This window comes from Lachnoclostridium sp. An196, assembly GCF_002160135.1.
Classification (GTDB): domain Bacteria; phylum Bacillota; class Clostridia; order Lachnospirales; family Lachnospiraceae; genus Hominiventricola; species Hominiventricola avistercoris.
The window spans coordinates 245,876-261,781 of the sequence record NZ_NFJZ01000001.1 but is presented as its reverse complement, the minus strand read 5'-3'; the positions used below and the strand labels follow the sequence as shown (position 1 = coordinate 261,781).

At 44.4% G+C, this 15,906-nt stretch carries 15 protein-coding genes; 2 read left to right on the top strand and 13 right to left on the bottom strand.

Features of this window, described 5'->3' with window-relative positions; all coding sequences use genetic code 11:
• Positions 1-103: 103 nt before the first annotated feature.
• The 7 genes from B5F29_RS01190 to B5F29_RS01160 all read right to left on the bottom strand — a co-directional run bounded on the left by B5F29_RS01190 (position 104) and on the right by B5F29_RS01160 (position 6,690).
• Positions 104-409: a hypothetical protein gene (locus B5F29_RS01190; protein WP_087152846.1), complete on the bottom strand. Its 306-nt coding sequence runs from the start codon at positions 407-409 to the stop codon at positions 104-106.
• A gap of 135 nt (positions 410-544) precedes the next feature.
• Positions 545-1,471 (bottom strand): CBASS cGAMP-activated phospholipase, encoded by a 927-nt coding sequence (locus B5F29_RS01185; RefSeq protein ID WP_087152845.1) that lies wholly within the window; start codon positions 1,469-1,471, stop codon positions 545-547.
• Between the two features lie 12 nt (positions 1,472-1,483).
• On the bottom strand, positions 1,484-3,415 hold the full coding sequence (locus B5F29_RS01180) for an N-acetylmuramoyl-L-alanine amidase family protein (RefSeq protein WP_087152844.1): 1,932 nt from the start codon (positions 3,413-3,415) through the stop codon (positions 1,484-1,486).
• A 22-nt stretch (positions 3,416-3,437) separates the two neighbouring features.
• Positions 3,438-3,965 (bottom strand): hypothetical protein, encoded by a 528-nt coding sequence (locus B5F29_RS01175; RefSeq protein WP_143449098.1) that lies wholly within the window; start codon positions 3,963-3,965, stop codon positions 3,438-3,440.
• A gap of 190 nt (positions 3,966-4,155) precedes the next feature.
• Complete coding sequence (locus tag B5F29_RS01170; RefSeq protein ID WP_087152842.1) at positions 4,156-4,473, bottom strand: DUF6618 family protein; 318 nt, start codon at positions 4,471-4,473, stop codon at positions 4,156-4,158.
• A complete protein-coding gene (locus B5F29_RS01165; protein ID WP_087152841.1) occupies positions 4,470-5,288 on the bottom strand; it encodes an ExeA family protein in 819 nt (272 codons plus the stop codon). Before B5F29_RS01165 ends, B5F29_RS01170 begins: the two co-directional genes overlap by 4 nt.
• A complete protein-coding gene (locus B5F29_RS01160; protein ID WP_087152840.1) occupies positions 5,281-6,690 on the bottom strand; it encodes a DDE-type integrase/transposase/recombinase in 1,410 nt (469 codons plus the stop codon). The genes B5F29_RS01165 and B5F29_RS01160 overlap by 8 nt, the downstream gene beginning before the upstream one ends.
• Before the next feature lie 312 nt (positions 6,691-7,002).
• Here B5F29_RS01160 and istA (B5F29_RS01150) point away from each other — a divergent pair, with 312 nt between their 5' ends.
• A complete protein-coding gene (istA, locus tag B5F29_RS01150) occupies positions 7,003-8,565 on the top strand; it encodes an IS21 family transposase (protein WP_087152838.1) in 1,563 nt (520 codons plus the stop codon).
• On the top strand, positions 8,562-9,338 hold the full coding sequence (gene istB, locus B5F29_RS01145; protein WP_087152837.1) for an IS21-like element helper ATPase IstB: 777 nt from the start codon (positions 8,562-8,564) through the stop codon (positions 9,336-9,338). The genes istA (B5F29_RS01150) and istB overlap by 4 nt, the downstream gene beginning before the upstream one ends.
• Here the strand turns inward: istB and B5F29_RS16595 are convergent.
• From B5F29_RS16595 to B5F29_RS01110, 6 genes are all read right to left on the bottom strand, one after another.
• On the bottom strand, positions 9,326-9,862 hold the full coding sequence (locus B5F29_RS16595; protein ID WP_206414155.1) for a DUF6431 domain-containing protein: 537 nt from the start codon (positions 9,860-9,862) through the stop codon (positions 9,326-9,328). The genes istB and B5F29_RS16595 overlap by 13 nt on opposite strands.
• A gap of 283 nt (positions 9,863-10,145) precedes the next feature.
• Entirely contained in the window at positions 10,146-10,499 is a 354-nt protein-coding gene (locus tag B5F29_RS01135; RefSeq protein WP_087152836.1) for a hypothetical protein, read from the bottom strand.
• Positions 10,486-11,280 (bottom strand): ATP-binding protein, encoded by a 795-nt coding sequence (locus B5F29_RS01130; RefSeq protein WP_087152835.1) that lies wholly within the window; start codon positions 11,278-11,280, stop codon positions 10,486-10,488. The genes B5F29_RS01135 and B5F29_RS01130 overlap by 14 nt, the downstream gene beginning before the upstream one ends.
• Complete coding sequence (gene istA, locus B5F29_RS01125; RefSeq protein ID WP_242955545.1) at positions 11,277-12,836, bottom strand: IS21 family transposase; 1,560 nt, start codon at positions 12,834-12,836, stop codon at positions 11,277-11,279. The genes B5F29_RS01130 and istA (B5F29_RS01125) overlap by 4 nt, the downstream gene beginning before the upstream one ends.
• A 788-nt stretch (positions 12,837-13,624) precedes the next feature.
• Positions 13,625-14,398 (bottom strand): radical SAM protein, encoded by a 774-nt coding sequence (locus B5F29_RS01115; RefSeq protein WP_087152832.1) that lies wholly within the window; start codon positions 14,396-14,398, stop codon positions 13,625-13,627.
• Positions 14,399-14,455: 57 nt separating this feature from the next.
• Complete coding sequence (locus B5F29_RS01110) at positions 14,456-15,901, bottom strand: flippase (RefSeq protein ID WP_087152831.1); 1,446 nt, start codon at positions 15,899-15,901, stop codon at positions 14,456-14,458.
• Between the last annotated feature and the right edge of the window lie 5 nt (positions 15,902-15,906).

Sequence of the window (15,906 nt, the reverse complement as noted above, 5' to 3'; positions counted from 1 at the left end):
TTTAACCGCTTTCCGTTTTATGAAAAAAGCAGCTGCACATCAAACTAGCAACCACTTTCTTCCAAACTTCTTATGCAATTATTCGTTCCTTATCAAAGATATCCTATGCTTCCTTGCCTCTGCGGGGAATGCTGATACTGTCCAAATTCACCGCGAGCGCTCTGCGCATCCGGTTTTTGGGATAGACTGCATTCCTTTGCTCCAGTATCCTTTTTTGGTGCCCTGTTTTTACTGCTTTTCTTGAACTCCTGCCCGCAGCCTTCCCTACCTTGGAATACCCGACAACAACCCCTTTTTTCCGAACCGGAACTGCAACCGCCACCTGTCCAGACACAGCCGCAACGACCGCTGCGCTTAGCGCTGGCTTCGCCGTATTTCCAATCAGGCGTTTCCTCTTAATAGACGGCATTCTTTTCCCTCCATATAGTCTCTGTAGTATATTATATGCGTCTCTGACAATTTTACCATATCAAACGGAAAGTCTTCTGTCAAGGAGCAAATCCCCAAATGCACGCCCTGCAATGGTTCGTGCAATATTCGCTTTTCAACTATTATCTAAATTGTAAAATGTTACGTCTTCAATTTCGTCCGTAAAAAACATATTTTTCACGTCGGCGATGCAGTTCATTGCAGCATTTGTCCCCCAGTCTTTTAACTTTTCCATACTCTTACCTGTTGCTTGATCAAGAGACGCCTCTCCAGGCAGTACTTGCTGTGTAACCCGGATATATTGTCCCTTTGGCAGCATAATGTTACAGATGTTTTCAGCATACCGGCTCTCCGCATTCATAAAGCAATTCAATATTTTTGCCGCATCCAGCAATCCCATTTTCTCATCACCGGTTGTGGGGCTTAACTCATTCACACTTCCAACGCTTAACAGGGAAATATCTGAAATGTCCCAACCGCACCTGGTAATCCCTTCCACAAGAGCGATCAGGGACGGATTGTTTGCACCGACTCCCCCATCAATAAAAACTCCGCCTTCCATCTTATGGGGAGAAAAATATGTAGGCGCAGCCGTTGTCGCCAGCAAGCAATCCACAATTTTCAAGTTTTTGTCAAAATACAAATCCTCAGCATGAGGCGTCTTGAATACTCTCACTTTCCTGCTCGTCAGATTGTAAGCCGGTATCAATAATCTTGTTTTGCAGTCTTTTATGCAACTCGACTGAAAAACCTCATCAAGCGCCTTCTTTAACGGCTCCGACCCGTATTTTGCTTTCAGCAATGGCAATCTTCTTTTCGGGGGGAAAATTTCTTTCCCTTTTTCCATATACATATTCAAGATCGTTTTCGCAGGGATTCCCATTGCCAGGGCGCTGGCTATAATCGCACCCGTTGACGTCCCGCAAACCAAATCGAAGTATTTGCAGATCGGCTTTTTACAATGGCGCTCTAGCCCAGCCAGAAAGCTTGCTGCAAATATTCCTTTCATCCCGCCGCCATCAATTGATAATAATTTTTTCATTGTAGTATTTATTTACCTCTCTGTATATATTCTAACATCCAAGAAAACTGTATTTATGCATTCTGCCTGTTCAGTTCCAAAAAGTTCTATTAACAGTTCTATTTTTCGGGCACTATTTAACGGCAGGGATAAAATACGCCGTGCCTGCATTGTATCGACAGGAAACGGAAAAATATCATGTCTAAGCGATTCATTCAAGACAACCAAGCCTGCAAATGAGTGGACTGATTCATCGTTTCCCATAGCGCGAATAATATATACATATATTGTCGCAAGTAAATATAAATCATCATCTGCTATGTTTAAATCCGAATGTTCAGCTGCCCGAACCGCATATGCAAATTCTCTCCGGGCAAATATAAGGGAAATTTCTTTTGCAATCTTATCAAAATCTTCTCTCTGATACCGTATTTGTTTTTGAAGGCTTGTAGATAATTGATAATATAGTTGTTCATAACGCTCGGGAGTATTTAAAGTGTCTCGCATATTGATTACACAGTCAAGAACATTTAATTGATTTAACACTAAAAATAAATCAGCAACACTAATTCCCTCCCTGGGGACAGCGGTCAGACGGTCTTTTCGGGCAATGGCATCTATTTCATGTTGCCTCAGGCCCATCTTTAAATAACCATCCATGTAGCAAATAGACTGTCTCCTTACATACAACATAAATGCATGTGCCAGAGCCGGTCTCAAAGTACTATCTTTGGTCAACACACTCGTACTTGGTATACTGTTCCACAACTCAAAAAATGACTGGTATCCGCTTGCAAAAAAGTATACGAATTTCTGTTTTTTAATTATAAAATAACTAATTACTAGTTGTACAAGACAACAAAATACCCCTACAAGAACACAAATGAAGAGAAAATATTCCCTATGCATATCTGAAACCACATCACTATATGATAAAATATCTTCAGAAATGAAAGTGGGATTCAGATCCGTAATTTCAGATACAACTGCAACTGGATATGATTCTGAAAAAAGATCATAGCCATTGTATATTCTAAATTTTAGTTCGTCTGTATTAAGTTCCGCGGGGGCCTCTAATGTGTATAATTGAGGCGTTGCTAGATCGGAATACAAAGGAAAAAGTTCTGACCATGTTTCTTCCGAAGCTGCAGCATATGAATAATATGTTAACGTACTGTCTGTTTCTTTTATGTCTGCTTGAAATACCCAATTATCATTAACAGTCCCTTTATAATATATCTTTAGTATTTCAGGCGGAGTACTATCTGGCATAATACTCGAAATTAGTTCCGAGGCTTTGGGCCCCTGGTCAGCAGAGTTTAGATACTCAATAATCCCTCTTGCGTCTGCTCGTGCCAGGGATTCTAGTGCCTCATATGTACTCCAAAAGGAAATATCCCGTTCATGATCTAAGAAACAGTGTTCTACAAGGATTGTGGGCAGTCCCCGGGATGTCCCTTCGCGTATAATACCATAATAATCAACGTTTTCCTGATTGAGTTTAATTTTAATTCCCCGGCTCAGTAGTCCAAGGGATTCCAGTTCTTCCTCTATATGGCTGGCAATAGGAAATGCGGTTTTAAAATATGTTTCACTGGACGATATCCATAATTCAGTCCCATATAATGTATGCCGTTCTGAAGCATTAAAATGCAAGCTGATAATGAACCGGGCATTTCTTTCACATGCATATTCAGCCCGTTCAGCTAACGACATATCTACATCTTCATTTCTGGTCAGGAATACTTCTACTCCTTCTTTTTCCAATTCAATTTTAATTAGTTTCGCAAGTTCAAGTGTGAGATCCTTTTCCAACATTTCAGAGTCAGTATTTACAAGATAATCAGCGCCTTGATTGGAGCCGCCATGGCCGGGATCCAGGGCAACAACTGATCCCGCAAATACGTTAAGCGGGAAGAAATGTATGCACATTATAGTAGATACTACCAAAAAAAGTTTACCCATTTAAATCCCTGCTTTCTTTCTGTTACCATGAAACATAATATTCACTGTATGGAATATACTTTGAAGTTGAATGGGAAAAAGAGCACGACATGTATATCAAGGTCACCATATAAGTCTTCAGACGGTACTCCTCTTCTTTAACTTGCTGGTATGTAATATAGTCAGGATATTCATCAAATAAATATGCATCAAATTCATCTTCCTTGAGTTGTTCCTCGTAAGGGAATGAAATATAAAGTGTGTTGATGGCATTTTGATTAAATTCTATAAGTATATAGCCTATTTCATTTTCCTGGATCAAACCCGTAATGATACATATTTCATCTTGATTTTCATCGACAAGATATCCATTTGTAAAATAATTCAAATAGTAATTTATATATTCTTCTTGTAGTTCCCCGATGGCAACTGTCTGTTCTGGACTATAGGAAGCTATCCATATGAACAAGCCGTCTTCTTGCCCTGCAAAATAACGGACTTCTCCCGGATTGTACAATGGACAATTTATTTGTGATTCTTCATATGCAAACAATGTTTGGGGATAACGCAATTGTATGTTTTCTTCATTAATGGTTTCGGAAAATAATGTATAGTTTTCTATAAGAGAGGCACTGCTATAGTGTTAATGCTCTCCTTGGCTGTCATGATCTCGCTCTGTCATGCTGACATGAGATTGCCCTGATATCTGTCATGGAATGTCCCCTTTGCTGGGGCGGATAGCCGCCCCAGCACGGAAGAACTTAGTTCATACATCCATGCTCTGCCAGCACCTTAAGCGCCGAGACAATGGTACAGGCATCTGCCTTTTTCATTCGGCTGTAATACCGGAGGCGTTCCTCATTCCAGAAGATATCTGTCAGTGATGAGAGTTCTGTACCAACATCCCAGTTGGGAATACACAGATAGTTCCCGTAGGAATGCTTTCCTACGATCAGGTGGTAGCGGCTTCCCCTGGCACAGAGTTCTGCCTCACACGGGTTCCCGCTCTGCAGGATCTCAAGGCTGCCTTCCCACTGGCGGGGCGAGCATCCATTCCCTTTACAGGTAAATGTGATCATTGGCGTGTGTCACCTCCCAGCATCTCATGTTCCATGATGTAGCGGACAAGGTGTTCATCGATCAGACGCTTCCCCTGCTGGCTGGCATACATCAGGCTCTTTTCACAGATCCGGTTGATCCGGCGCGGAATCCCCGTGGACTCCTTATAGATATCATCCAGTGCTTTATCCGTGAAGATGTCCTGCCTGCCGCCGGCATAAGCCAGATGGGACTGGATGTACCGCTCTGTCTCCGAACGGTCCAGGTGGGGAAGGACACAGTTGATATCGATCCTCTGCCGGACAGCAGCGTATCGCTGCATCCGGAGTTTATCCCACAGTTCTGTCTGCCCAACAAGGACAAGCGCCATCGGACTGATGGAATCAAAGCGGTAATTCAGCAGAAAGCGAAACTCCTCAATTGTTTCCTTTTCCAGAAGATGGGCCTCATCCAGTATGCAGGCCACTTTCTTTTTCTGGACGCCGCGGATGATCTCTACTTCCTTCTGGAGCTGCCGCTTCGCGTCACCGCGGTAAAACTTTGACTCAATCCCCAACTGATCCAGCATCCCTTTATAGAACCACCTCGGGGTCAGTTTGGAATCCGACAGATAAAGGAACAGGTATTCCTCTTTGGGCAGGCTGGTCACAAAACGGCGGATCAATGTAGACTTTCCACATCCGGCATCCGCAGTGACTACGGCAAAGAGCTGGCGGTCTGCCGCATAGGTGAGTCTCCCCAGGGTATCCGCCATAGCAGGCGATTCATAAAGGTCGGCAACCGGCGTGTTCCTTGAAAATGGAGTGTGATCCATCCGGAAAAATGTTTCATACATCGCTGCCACCATCCTTCCTGTACTGGCCGAAAGAGATCGCGTCAGCTACCTGCTGTCTGCTCTGTGTATGTTTTTTCTCCAATGCGGAAAGGAACCGGGAAGTTTCCGTTTCTTGTTCCTGCATAGAGACCGGCAGCGCCGGGGTTCTGGAACAGAATTCCCCGATCTTCACCGGTTCCGCCTCAAAAGGCGGCATCCCCGGATAGGATACCCGGATTACTTCCGGAGACATCGGGTCATAGGAAATCTCCACTTTACAGCCGATCAGGGAAGGTTTCGTCTCATATTTCCTGCCCTGGAAGCTGATACATGCCCCTTTATCTACCAGCCGAGTCTCGTGGTGGAGAAATGCCTCTGCCACTACACCGGTATCCAGGAATGTCAGGGGACGGCTGTCCCTCCCCCATTCCTGCAATGGTGAGATTCCCTGGGCGGGAACGGGGCTGCCCAGGCTTTCATAGTACTCACGGATTCCTTCATGGGGCATCTTGTGGTAGTATTCTTCCAGAAAGATACTCCAGTAATGGTTCAGCTGTTCCAGCGTCCGGATCTGATGTGCTTTTGCCTCCCTCAGATACGAATCTACAACCTGATGGAATTTTTCACATTTGCCCTTGGATTTTCCACTGGCCCTGGGAGCATGGCGGATCGTGATCCCGAGCTTTCCCAAGGAGAGTTTCAGCTGTTTTGCGATGTACTGTGATCCGTTATCAAAGTAACAGGCATCAAATTTCCCGGCTTTGAGGACCACTTTTCGGAAAGTATCCTCCACAATGGATTCTTCCTGGCTGGCATAGAATTCTGACTGGATCACATACCGGGAATGGTCATCGATCGCGGAAGAAAGGTAAGTCTGCACCATTGCCCCATTCTTGCCGATGGGAAGCTTTATGCCATATTTAATATCGCCCTGGATCAGCATCATCCGGTGCGGTTTACAGAACCGTTTTGAGGAACTCTTCCGGGCATCGTTGTACATCTGCATCTGACGGACACCGAATCCGGCTTTATAGAGATACCGCTCCATCGTGGAACGCTTCAGGACTCCCGGGGCTACACGGCCCTCCAGTTCCAGGATATAGATGATCTGACGGACAGAACGTTTCGGCACTTCCCGCTTCAGCTGGATTGCCTGTTCCAGAAGTTCATCAAAGTTTTCCGGGAGCTTCGGGGAGCGCTTTGTTTCCCGGTCCTGCGGCTTCAGCCCGGGAAACCCGCCCGTTCTGTAAGCTGCTTCATAGCGGTACAGGGTACGTGGGGACAACCCGTTCTGCTCTGCAATCGTCTCCCTCAATTGGATCCGCTTTGCATTATCCAGTGATTCATCCAGCAAGGGAGAAATCATCTGGTACCGCTGCAGTGCCTGCTCTTCCTGCCACTTTATGGTTTCGTTTGTTTTCATTGGCTATAACCTCCTTTTGCAGGGAGGGTACCACAGGGCAGTGGTGACAGCAAAACAAAGTCGGTGCAAAGCCAGGGCATTAAACAGGGACGAGAAAACCTCCGGAATTATAAAGGAACCGGAGCAGTGTTTCCAGCTGATTATTCCGGGGCTCTTTGAGCCACCTGTCCGGACTTTGAGAGCCACCGTTCCGGAGAATGAGATCCGCATATTCCGGTAATTCAGAGCCACATTAGGCTCTATTACATAGATTTCCTTTATACTGTAAGAACACATCAGTAGATGTGAATACAGTTAGAGGAGGTCACCATTATGACCAAATATCGAGAAATCCTTCGCCTGAAAAGCTTAGGATTCAGTGAACGGAACATCGCACACAGCTGCGGCGTATCCCGTAACACAGTTGCCAAGGTCGTCAAACGGGCTGCGGAAATAAATCTTTCCTGGCCACTGGATCATGACATGACCGACAGCGCACTTGAGGAAATGCTTTTCCCCAAGGTAAAATCAGCAACCAATAGAAGGATGCCTGATTATGACTACGTCCGCAGGGAGCTCCTGCGTAATGGAGTCAACAAGAAACTCCTATGGGTAGAATACTGTGAGGAATGTCGCATGAACAATGAAGAACCTCTCATGTATTCTCAGTTCTGCTACTACATCCAAAAAGATGAAGAAAAGCGCAGGGCAACCATGCACATCCCACGGAAACCGGGTGAGCAGATCGAAGTAGATTGGGCCGGTGATCCGGCACAGCTCATCGATCCAGACACCGGTGAGATCACGGAGGCATGGATATTTGTAGGAGTCCTTACTTACAGCCAGTATGCCTTTGTAAAAGCATACCTGAACCAGAAGACGGACAACTGGATCAAAGCACATATCCAGATGTTTGAATTCTTCGTCGGCGTTACACCGATGCTTATTCCTGATAACTGTTCTACGGCAGTGAATCATTCGAAAAGCGACTGGTATACGACCGCACTGAATACTACTTATCATGAGATGGCAGAACATTATAATGTCGCCATTATTCCGGCAAGAGTCCGGAAGCCCAAGGATAAACCGAATGTAGAAGGTTCCGTTGGCAAGATCTCCACATGGATCACAGCAGCCCTTCGCAATGAACAGTTTTTCTCCCTTGCAGAATTAAATGCTGCGATACGTGAAAAACTGGATGCCTACAATGCCAAGAAGTTCCAAAAGAAGGATTGCAGCAGGCTCAGTTTATTTCTTGGGGAAGAAAAGCCATTGCTGGCACCGTTGCCTGCCACACCCTTCGAACTGGCTGAGTGGAAACAAGCCACTGTCCAGTTCAACTACCACATCGCAGTAGACAAGATGTACTACTCCGTGCCTTATCAGTATATCAAAGATAAGGTCGATGTGCGCATGACAGAAACAACGATTGAAATATTTTATCATCACAATCGGATCGCTTCACATCGTCGTCTCCATGGCAGGAGCGGCCAGTACTCCACAGTAACGGAGCATATGCCGCCAGACCATCAGAGATATCTGGAATGGAATGGTGACCGTTTCCGCCGATGGGCAGATTCGATTGGAATCAACACAAGGAAGGTGGTTGATGCAATACTGACCTCCGGCAGGGTGGAACAGCAGACCTACAGAAGCTGTATGGGGCTGCTGAAGCTGGCTGAGAAGCATTCTCGCGCAAAACTGGAAGAGGCTTGTAATAGAGCACTTCTGTATTCCAGTACACCCAGTTATAAAAGTATCAAAAATCTATTAGCTGCCATGAAAGAGGATTCCCAAAACGTATTCCGAAATCCGGAATCTTCTTCACCAGAGACACAATCACAGACACATGGCATTACCAGAGGAGCCAGATACTACGGAGGTAAAAGATCATGACCAATCAGAGTACCATTGATAAACTTATCGAAATGCGCCTGTCATCCATGGCGGATGCCTTTCGGATCCAGATGGATGATTCAACGATGAAGGAAGTCCCGTTCGAAGACCGCTTCGGCATGCTGGTTGATGTTGAATATGCCAACCGTAAAAACAACCGCCTGAAAAGGCTGATCCGTCAGGCAGAACTGGAGCAGCCAGACGCTAGCATCGCAGCCATCGACTATCAATCCGGCCGGAAACTGAACAAAGCTTTGATCAGCCGCCTGGCAACCTGTGAATACATCTCAGAATACCGCAACATTTTTATTACCGGTGCCACCGGAAGTGGTAAGACTTATCTGGCATGCGCTTTTGGTATGGAGGCATGTAAACACTATTACACTGTAAAATATGTCCGCCTTCCGGATATGTTGCTGGATCTACAGGCAGCTAGGGATTCCGGTGCTTTTACCAGTGTACTAAAGAAATACATCAAGCCAGTCCTGCTGATCATTGATGAATGGCTCCTGCTCAAACTGACCGAGTCCGAAGCAAGAAATCTTTTTGAGCTGATCCACAAACGCAGGAAAAAGTCATCGACCATCTTCTGTTCCCAGTTCCGGGAAAGCGAGTGGTACCAGCAGATCTGCAGCGGTGAGAGCACTCTTGCAGATGCCATCATGGATCGTATTTCTTACGATTCATATAAAATCAACATTCAGAGCATCGATCCATCAAAAGACCTTTCCATGAGGGAAGTATATGGCTTGGATCCCGCTCAGGCTGAGTAACTATCAACAGGTGGCTCCGTTAGTCCGGACAGGTGGCTCTCGCCACACCGGACTGGCGGCTCCGCCGCACCGTAATATTCATCCAGCCATTCCGGCTGTGAACTTCGCAGTTTTTCGAGCAGCGGCACCCGGGATTCCAGAAGTTCTGTGGAGAATCCCAGCAGACGGTATCCTGCGGATTTCAGATATCCGTTTATCCTAAGCCGGTTGAATTCCAGCCAGCATTGCCAACGGCGCATTGTCCTTTCACAGGGATAATCTGCGGAATCGTCGTCCTCCGGTGTGACCATCCCATCCAGGACACCGGAGATCACTTCAGAAGCATAGTGCTTGTAAGGGACCAGGCAGTCCGGCAGTTCCCGGTGGAGTCTCCCGCAGCAACAGCATTTCAGCCTGCGGATCAGGAATCTCCGCCTTATGCCTCCCTCCAGCCGCATGATCCTGACGCAGGAATCCCGGTAAGAAAGCGGCTCTCCACAGACCGGGCAGTAGGATATGGCACTGCTCTCAACAAAAAATATCATTTTCGTGATTGTAAGTAACCGTGTAATCTGATACAATAACCATGGTTTTAATGCCAGGTGTATATTACGCGTGAATAGATCATCGTTCACGGATAAATAGATCACTTGTCACGGAGATTTAGATCAGTGATCACGGGAACGAGACCGCTGATTCCCACTTCCGTGTTTGCCCTATTATGTTAAAGAGCAGCAAATCAAAAAAGTATTGTGATATCATCTGCGGCTATGCCGCCTGGAGAATGATTTCGACATTCCCCAGAACGGCCTCCGCTTCAATGATAGATTAGTGCCAACATGGCCATTCGCCTTTACAGGCTTTTTGTACCTTGACAAGATAGTCGCGGAATTCCATAGGATCCCCGCCGTCATACAGAAGTTCTTTAAACAACTGATATGCCGGACTGTCATAGTGCCGACGTCCCAGATTTTCCAGGATGTCGCTGCGCAGAAGACTTCCCTGTTCTTCATCCATATGCCGGCTCAGCAGATACCTTGTACTGATGCATTCCAACTCAAGGTGCTGGATATCCTTCAGCAATTCATCGATTAACTCACAGAGTGCGGTGACTGCTTCACAGGAATCAGCACAGTTGACTTCATCCAACAGGTCATAGATGGTGTTATCAGCCATTGCCATTCACCTCGCTTCCTTCATCTGAAAATGCGTGGCGTTTTCTCATGGAGATGCGGCCTTTGACCTCAATGCTGTACTTATTGTTAATAATGCGGTCCAGAATACCTTCGGCAACGGCACTTCCTTCGTCTTCGGCCCGGTCGCAGTCGATACGATAATACCAGTCATCCACGTCATACTGGGTACAGAGGATCAGCGCCCCTTTCTGGCTGCAGGCATCGATCAGTTCCAGAAGATCATAAGCTTCCGATTCGGGAAGCGGCCGAAGAAGCCATTCATCAATGATAAGCAGGTCAAACTTGGAATAGGCCTTTTTCACCTTATTCTGCGTATTCATGCTTTTTGCAACTGCATATTCATTCAGCAGATCAGGCATACGGACGTAGCGGACTTTATAAAGCTGCCTGCATGCGGCAACACCAAGTGCGTTTGCGATATAAGATTTTCCCGCACCCGTTGCCCCCTTCAGGACTACATGGTGGTTGTCACGGATATATGTGCAGGTTGCAAGCTTTGTGATAAGCCTTTTATCCAGTTCACGGTCTTCATGGTATTCAATCGCTTCCACACAGGCCTGACTTTCACTGAGTCTGGCTTCATGGATCCGGCGCCGGATGGTGTTCTTCCTGCGGGAAACGCTTTCTGCGTCTACGAGAAGTGCCAGACGGTCCTCAAAGGAAAGCGCCTTATAACGCTGGGGATCTTCCAACTGTGATTCCAGTTCCCGAGCCATACCGGGAAGTCTCAGGGCACGCAGTTCTTTAACGGTTGAGAGGTCGATCATTTTTCATCGCCTCCTTCCCGGAACTGTTCTGCGCCACGGGTAAAGCCGCGGCTCCGGTGGCGGTTCGGCCTTTGGGTGGATGGTGAATCTGTCTTTCCATCTCTCTTTACCGGGGATTTCAGCAATGCCTGGATCCCACGGATGGAAGGAGCGCCGCTGAACATGAGAATCTGACGGCATGCTTCTTCGATCCGTTCAGCTTTGTATCGATCTGCGTATTTTTTCAGGCTGACACAGGACTTAAAGCCCTGCTCAGGAGCCTTTCCGGATTCCAGGAAGAAGCGGACGACTTTTTCTGTATTGGGGCCGATCGTGGAAGCCCAGGACTGGAAATCATCTTTCGTGTAGGTAAGATACTGCCGATGGTTCTCCGGCATATGCGAGGTTATCATGACCGGATCCCGCTTGCGGCTGGCCTCTCTTGGATGGACAGCCACCCGGTTCCCGTGGAAGAATACTTCCACTGTATCGCGCGTCACACGGACGCTGACCGATTTCCCAATCAGGTCATATGGGACAGAATACTTGTTTAATCCGTCAGTTACGGTATAATCAAGAAGAACTGTCTGATCCGACCAGAGAGACGGTTCATAGGGATTGGCAGGGAGCGGCTGCATGAATTCTTTTTCCTCATGGATATAAGCATCGCGGCGGTTCCCTTCCCGTTTCTTAAAGGCATAACCATTAAGCTCTTCCAGCTTTTCAGCAACGGCTTCTTTTGCATCGGCCAGGGAGAAGAAGGGTTCGTTCCGCAGTGCCGCCAGAATCCACGTAGACGCATAGGAGACACTGCCCTCGGCATGGCTCTTGTCCTGCGGACGGCGAACGCGGGCAGGGACGACTGCAGTGCCATAGTGGTCTGCGAGTTCTGAATAGCTGCGGTTAAGGACCGTTTCCATACGGGTGTTTTTCAGCACGCCGGTGCGGAGATTGTCCGGGATCGTCAGCCTGGGCACACCGCCGAAATACTCATAGGCATGTACATGGCAGAGCAGCCAGTTTTCAGACTTCATGTCGCTGCAGAGTTCGGCATAAACATAGCAGCTGCAGGGAAGAACCCCTACAAAAAGGTATGCGGGAACAGTTTCTCCAGTAACAGGATCTTTGATTGGCAGTGTCCCGCCTGCCCAGTCCACTTCCATGGCATCTCCGGGCTTATGATGGATCCTCATCGTAGCTTTGGATTTTTTTACCCATGCCCGGTAAATGTCACAAAACTGTGTATACTGGTATGGGACACGACCGACATTGGAGCAATTGACTTGATATTCTTTCCAAAGCAGTGTCAGGTTCACTCCTTTTTTCGCCAGTTCGCGGTGGATCCAGGCACAGTCCGGTTCCAGATAAACATTTGCTTTTTCCTGTCGTTCCGGATAAAGCAGAACATAAAGCTGTGGATTTGTCACCTCCTCTTCAAGCGGCCACCGGATGCCTTTCTCATCCGCAAGCCGTTCTACTTCTCTTACGGTGTTGCGGGAGCTGTGCAGCGATCCGGCGATCTGAGTGATGTTGTGTCCAAGGCTCTGGAGCCTCAGGATTTCGCGATAATCTACCATGATCATCGTCCTCCTTAAATGATAGTCACACGAATGTGTGCCATCATCATTATAAGAACGACTTTGACCGCCGACTATCCCTCTCCGAGATCAGTGATCTGAATCTCCGTGAAAGATGATCAGATTGACCGTGAGGGATGGTCAGTTCCTCTGAAATATACACCAGGGTTTCAGAGTACACGACTTGCTACGGAGGGTGCTCTGGAACCCTTTCTCTTTCTGTATACTGATGACAGTATACAGGGCAATCCAGAGACATGCAAGCGGAGCAGCGACATGCTAAACTATGAGGGCAAAAACAGGTAAGCCCGCTGGATCTGCACTGGGTGATCAGATTTAACCAATGTTCATCATTTAAAGTTGTACTCACTTGATTCATCTCCTCCAACGTGAGATTTTGGAGTAATCAGGTACAACAAAAGCGACTCAAGATGTGAGATTAAAGCGTAGCTTTTGCAACTCCGAGAACCGGATAGGAAGTGAATTACTCCAAGTATCTGAAGTATCTCACAAAAGTTGGAGTTTGACTATCCGGTTGGTTATAAAGCGCTTACGATTGAAGTGTAGCTTTTTCAGTTCTGAGAACCAGATATGAAGTGAATTACTCCAAGTATCTGAAGTATCTCACAAAAGTTGGGGATCTGCTATCCGGTCGATTATAAAGCGCTTACAAATAAACCTCCAAACTGGTAAGTTTATCTTACATCAGTTTGAAGGTTTACACAAACTTTGGGATACTCCCGTATTATTTGGCGGTTACAATAAAAATATTGCCAATATGCATTAACCTATATTCTACATATATCGACGGGAATGCCTGTTTCGAGTTCTAAATTTTTCTTATATTCTATCATTAGTTCATCACTGACTCCTTTATACATGGGAACTTTCAAATCAAGAGAAATATATTTTGGAATTCCTAGATTATGTTCTTTTATTAGTTCCACCTTTGAAACTATATGCTTATACTTATTCAACATAGTTGCAATAAGCATCCTGTTTTCAGTATCATCAGTAAAATTGCCAATAACCGGAACTCGAACGATAATCTTACGATTTCTTTTTGCAAGAAGATCAAGATTGCTTATATAAAGATTTATATCTCCCTTAATTATACTTTTACATCTGCTTTCTTCTATTATTTTCATATCAACATAAAAAAAATCTATGTATGGAAGTAACCTATTAAGATTCTGTGTAGGCACAAAAAGGCAGGTCTCTACCGCAGTAGTGATTTTTAAATCTTTAATCTTTTTTAAGATCTGCAATATTTCTTCAGATTGCAACAAGGGTTCACCCCCTGAAAATGTTACTCCTCCTTCTGCACCATAAAATTTTTCATCTTTCATCACCTCAAAAAAGATATCGTCCACAGAATATAATTTCCCATACGTTCCTTTTTTTCCATCCTTTTTATACATTTCAGGATAAGGATTGATATTTTCCGGATTTGCGCACCATGGGCATCTAAGTAAACATCCTTTCAGAAAAACAGTCGTGCGAATTCCTGGTCCATCATGGAGTGAAAATCTTTGTATATTTGTCACCAATATTTTACCCATTGATGTGTACTCCCATCTGCCTAGACTATTTTAAAATTCCACTAACACATGTTATATTTATTTCAGTTTATTAATCACTTTTGATAAAACTGCTTTTAAATTTGAAATTAAAAATTCATCCTTCATAATTATTAAAATTCCAAAATAAATAAACGCTCCTACCACTATCATGATCACTGTATTTAAAAAAGATGATGTCAAGAATCTTTCTATAATATATAATAAAATAGCCATAGCCGCCCCCGCACAATAATAATGTATTCCCTCTTTTAAGACCATCATTGGCTTTAGTTCATGTCTAACAAATACCAATTGTACAATTGCAATTACTGTTTCTGCTACAACAGAGGCAACTGCGGCACCTATTGATTGGAATATTCTTATCAAAACACAATTTAATATAAAATTTACTACAGCGCCAATAGCCACTGTCAAAGTAAATAAGTTTTGTCGTTTTGTTGGAATTAGATATTGCATGCCCGTAACATTATTTATTCCTATTGCCAAAATCAAAAATGAAAGAACTTTAAGCAAATCAGAAACTCTTTCGTATCCCGTTCCAAAAAACCAAGGTACAAAATTACTTGAAATCATTACAAGGCCTAAGCATAATGGTGTTCCTATACACCATACAAACCTATATCCTCTATACATAAGTCGTTCAACTTCATTGATATCTTTTCTTTCAAAGTGATACCCAATTCGTGGAATCATTACGGTTCCTAATGCTGTTACAGTTGTTAATACCATTCTTGATATTTTTAATGCTTGTTCATAGTATCCATTTTCATAAGTGTCTTTTGTTATAATTCCAATCATCGTTTTATCTAGAACTGTATATATAGATATTGCAATTGTTGGAATAAATAATGATATTACAACCGGAATTTCTTTAAAAGGATTTAACTGCTTAACTGATATTCTATCAACATATTTTGGTAAATATACCCATAATGACACGTTACTTACAAATGTAAAAAAACACAGCCCAAAGGCATATAGATTTACATCATTTGAACTTCTGATCACCAAGAAAAGATAAGCAATATTTAATATTTTAACTATAATATTTCTTAGAACGATTTTACCAAATTCTTCTAGTCCTTGAAACAACCATGTAACGTCAACAAAGACTGCAAGAATATTCAATGTAAAAATCAACGATAAGTTTACATTTTTTTGGTGAAAGGAAAAAATCACATACAAAATGATTGCTATTGTAGACGTTATAAATTCTAAAACTTTAGTATTCCAAAAAACAACACTTCGTTTTTTCCTGTTCTCCTGGACATATGATATTTCACGCTGTCCATAGGTTGTAATTCCTAAAGTTGCAAAAAGGACAAAATATGATGCAACCGATTCTGTAAAGCTTACTTCTCCTATACCGTCCGCACCAAGAACACGTGAAATATAAGGGGTTGTAATCAACGGAGTAAACAAAATCAATACTTGATAACTAAGATTGTATATATAGTTTTTCTTTATACTTTTTTTGTTCATAGTTA

Bases quoted from the DNA above. Each gene is read 5' to 3' on its own strand.
- B5F29_RS01190 (WP_087152846.1), bottom strand. From the start codon at position 409: ATGCCGTCTATTAAGAGGAAACGCCTGATTGGAAATACGGCGAAGCCA.
- B5F29_RS01185 (WP_087152845.1), bottom strand. From the start codon at position 1,471: ATGAAAAAATTATTATCAATTGATGGCGGCGGGATGAAAGGAATATTT.
- B5F29_RS01180 (WP_087152844.1), bottom strand. From the start codon at position 3,415: ATGGGTAAACTTTTTTTGGTAGTATCTACTATAATGTGCATACATTTC.
- B5F29_RS01170 (WP_087152842.1), bottom strand. From the start codon at position 4,473: ATGATCACATTTACCTGTAAAGGGAATGGATGCTCGCCCCGCCAGTGG.
- B5F29_RS01165 (WP_087152841.1), bottom strand. From the start codon at position 5,288: ATGTATGAAACATTTTTCCGGATGGATCACACTCCATTTTCAAGGAAC.
- B5F29_RS01160 (WP_087152840.1), bottom strand. From the start codon at position 6,690: ATGAAAACAAACGAAACCATAAAGTGGCAGGAAGAGCAGGCACTGCAG.
- istA (WP_087152838.1), top strand. From the start codon at position 7,003: ATGACCAAATATCGAGAAATCCTTCGCCTGAAAAGCTTAGGATTCAGT.
- istB (WP_087152837.1), top strand. From the start codon at position 8,562: ATGACCAATCAGAGTACCATTGATAAACTTATCGAAATGCGCCTGTCA.
- B5F29_RS16595 (WP_206414155.1), bottom strand. From the start codon at position 9,862: ATGATATTTTTTGTTGAGAGCAGTGCCATATCCTACTGCCCGGTCTGT.
- B5F29_RS01135 (WP_087152836.1), bottom strand. From the start codon at position 10,499: ATGGCAATGGCTGATAACACCATCTATGACCTGTTGGATGAAGTCAAC.
- B5F29_RS01130 (WP_087152835.1), bottom strand. From the start codon at position 11,280: ATGATCGACCTCTCAACCGTTAAAGAACTGCGTGCCCTGAGACTTCCC.
- istA (WP_242955545.1), bottom strand. From the start codon at position 12,836: ATGGTAGATTATCGCGAAATCCTGAGGCTCCAGAGCCTTGGACACAAC.
- B5F29_RS01115 (WP_087152832.1), bottom strand. From the start codon at position 14,398: ATGGGTAAAATATTGGTGACAAATATACAAAGATTTTCACTCCATGAT.
- B5F29_RS01110 (WP_087152831.1), bottom strand. From the start codon at position 15,901: ATGAACAAAAAAAGTATAAAGAAAAACTATATATACAATCTTAGTTAT.